At 62.2% G+C, this 3,336-nt stretch carries 3 protein-coding genes; all 3 read right to left on the bottom strand.

Going from position 1 to position 3,336, the window contains the following annotated elements; all coding sequences use genetic code 11:
* Nucleotides 1-394: transposase (locus AC5JJ1_RS14580; protein WP_495785827.1), on the bottom strand; the 394-nt coding region annotated here is incomplete at its 3' end.
* A gap of 368 nt (nucleotides 395-762) precedes the next feature.
* Nucleotides 763-1,281, bottom strand: coding sequence for a BLUF domain-containing protein (locus AC5JJ1_RS14575; RefSeq protein ID WP_495785826.1), 519 nt, complete (start codon nucleotides 1,279-1,281; stop codon nucleotides 763-765).
* A gap of 550 nt (nucleotides 1,282-1,831) precedes the next feature.
* Nucleotides 1,832-2,692, bottom strand: a complete 861-nt coding sequence (locus tag AC5JJ1_RS14570) for a trypsin-like serine peptidase (protein WP_495785828.1) — start codon at nucleotides 2,690-2,692, stop codon at nucleotides 1,832-1,834.
* Nucleotides 2,693-3,336: the final 644 nt, after the last annotated feature.

Raw genomic sequence — 3,336 nt, 5'->3', positions numbered from 1 at the left:
ACTGATCAGACCGGGTCGCAAAATCCCCTTGCAGACGGGGCGGGCCATACGTTTTGCGCGTCATCCGGCGCCGGTCGAAGAAGCGCCACAGCGTGCCGATGCCGGCCGACACACCAGCCTTGGCCAGTTGGACCTGGATCTCCCGCAGCGTGATGTCCGACTTCTGGGCGACGAGGCGGAAGATCAGCGCCGCATGCGCCTCAATCTGCGCCGAGCGCCGGTCGCCGCCGAGTGGCCCTGGCGCGACCGACCCTACCTCCCGCACCAGCGTCGCCCACCGGATTGCGCTCGCCGCGCTCACCCCGAAGCGGACCGCCGCCGCCCGGCAGGACGACCCCGCCGCGATCGCCGCCACCACGCGTTCCCGTAAGTCGACCGACAACGCTTTGGACATGCCCACCACCCCTCATGCCGAGGGACAACTGAATCACCACTGCCCAGCCTGTAGGATCACAAGCGATTCAGTCAGGCAGGAAACCGCTCTAGAATTGGCGAACTCCTCCGAGTTACGAAGAACGCTCGCACACGATGACAGCAGCCAAGCTGCGCTTCGCCTCGGCCGCGATAAGCCGTATCCATTTGGTGGAGGCCAAGGACGGCTAGCTCGGTGGTGTCAGCGGGTAGCCGACAGATCCGCTGGCCATCCTAGTTTTACACCCCGGACAAGACCGGTATTTCCACCATGTCCGCGGGCGCTGCCGACTGGTCGGCCAACCTCCCCATTCCAACATTTTCTGTAGTCGATATTCTGCTGTGGACCCCCTAGGGAGCCCCCGGCTTGGATTTGTCGGTGTCGTTCCGCTTCGTGGCAGAAAGGTGGAGCGTATTCAGCGGACCCGAATCAAGGTACTCGAGAATACGCCTCAGCGCCGCGATGTTGTTGTCGTCTTCGGCGCTCTCAAGCGCTTCCTGCAGCACCGCGCGAATGTCGTCGGCTCCGACCCGCTCCATCTCCCAATTTGGATACAGACGCTCGCGCTTTTCTACACTCCGGCTCAGTGTAACGATTTCGTAATGGCGCGGATCGCCGTGAAGGCTTGCGATCAGGTTCTCTACCTGGGCCGGCGGCCCCTCGATCCACTGGAAGAAGACGCCGCTGCCGAAAACCAGCACTCCGGTGATGTCGCGGGCGACATTGCGGCGTTGAGACAACTCAATGATACGGCCGACCTCGACGTCGTCGACGCTTTCGGCGGCACGGCTGCAGTATACGAAAGTATCAAGAATGGGCGCGGCGTTGTCCGTGTCAGCGTCGCGTGGAAAACCGAACTCGTCGAACATAGGTCAGCTCGCTTTCTCTCCGCCGGACAGGCCGTGCGATCCGGTGGATCAGGGTCAGGTTAGCGCCTCCTTCTAACTTGGGTAAGGAAGCATTGGGGTTCCATTCCGGTCAAGATGCTGGTGAATTGCTCCGGCTCGGTCATCGACCGGCCTATCACCATGATGAGCGCCACGGCCGCGTCGATTTTCTGTTCCGGCCGCGCTTTGGTTGGGTAGAGGTTGCCCCGGCGATCAGATTTGCCCACGACGTTGCCAATTCACCACTCCAGCACCGGGTTGCCGTCGTGCTGGAGACGGCCCGAGCGCATGGCAGCGTCGAGCTCGATGATCGCCGGCGAGAAGTTGGCCGTGGTCGAGCGGAACTTCACCATCTCGATCTCCTACGCCCGTAGCCTCTGCGCCAGCCCCAACGGTCCTAACCAATACTCAAATTCGAACGCGCTGGCTCAGCTCCAGGAAGTCGCCCCCTATGATCTGAAACCGGAATCCTCAGGCTGCACCTACCCCGATGTCCCCGTCCCGCTGCGCGGATGCCACTATTACGAACCAGCTAAGGGTTTGCTCCGATAGCAGCGGCAGGCACGGCATGGCCGCTGGCGACTGTCGCGTCCGCATTGGTGCTAACCGCAACTCCAACGACACCCCAACCACTTCCGTCAGGGCGACGAGCAAGCATCGGAGCTCCGCTCGCGCCGCGGGTGGCAGCACAGTCATGGGCGAGCAGAACATGCCCCGAAGGCCTTCGCGTAAGGGATCCAAGACGGCACCCGGTATCAGCAGACAACGTTTCAGGCCGATCTTGCTGGTATCCTCCCAACATCACCGGTGATCCCGGCTGCGGCGTACCACGCAGCAAGGGCAATATATGCCCCGGCGCACCGATCGGCCGCTCGAGGGTTAGCAGCGCCCAGTCCGCACCCGCTGGTCCCATAGCCGCTACTCCGGGGGTGAAGCCCGGACCGACCGTATAGGAGATAACTCGCGCATGCCCTGTGTACTGACCGAGATTGTAGCCGAGTAGGAAGTGGACCGAACGCGCTTGGACAAACTGGCCCGAGCGCGATGCCACCAGACAATGTGCGGCAGTGAGTACCGTGCGCGCATCGACCAAGGTGCCAGTGCAGCGCCCACCGACCTCCGTTTGCACGCGCCCGAGCGAGCGCCATGGGTCGGCGGTAGGATCGACCCGTTGCCGTGGGTCGGCGGCCCCAATGCCAGGAAGCAAATTGCCTGATGGTGCTCTGCGCAACTCGTCCTGACCACTTTGCGCCGAGGCGGCTCCAGCGGCGGCTGCTAATGCAGCGGAAAGTAGTACTGCTGCCGAGGCAGTGGTAGGTGCAATGCAGCGAGTTCCGCGGTGAAAAGAGCTGCGACATGGCCGTAGCTCGGCGCGGGGCACGCTCAAACGCATCAGGCGTCTCCGCAGCCCGGCAAGCGGATGAAAGACGATAGTCATCGAGTCCCTCCGGATGGGCGACCGTGCGGTACTCAAGAGCGGATGAAGTTTGTCGCGCTCCAACTCTAGTCGAAGCTGCTGCGAGTTCCGGGTACGAACTGACAACGCAGCAACACCGCAGTGTGATTTAGAATATTTAGGATGGCGAAATAAGATCCTCGTGATCTGCCCTGTGGGTATTGTCAGGTTGTTGGGCTCTGGCCGGAACGAAGCGGTTGAGCCAGGATGGCGAGATGACCTTCGGGCCCGCCACCGACATTGCCAAATTGCTGGTCAATGGTCGGAACGAAGCGGCTCTGTCATGCTGGCTGGATGACGTCCGAGCCCGCTACCCACCCCGGCTACCGCCTCCCGGCCGAGTTCATCCGCTACGCTGTTTAACTGTACCACGTCTTCGGCCTGAACCTGCGCGACATCGAGCTGATCCTGGCCGAGCGCGGCGTCAGCGTTACGCACGAGAGCATCCGGGCAGTGGTGCTTCAAGTTCGGTGCCGACTTCGCTCGCAAGCTCCGTCAGCGCCGGCCGAAGCTGGGCGACACCTGACACATGGATGAGGTGTAGACACTGTCGGCGAAATCCGAACTGTCTGAGATTGCTT

This window comes from Belnapia sp., assembly GCF_059504005.1.
This window is presented reverse-complemented; position numbering and strand designations above follow the sequence as displayed.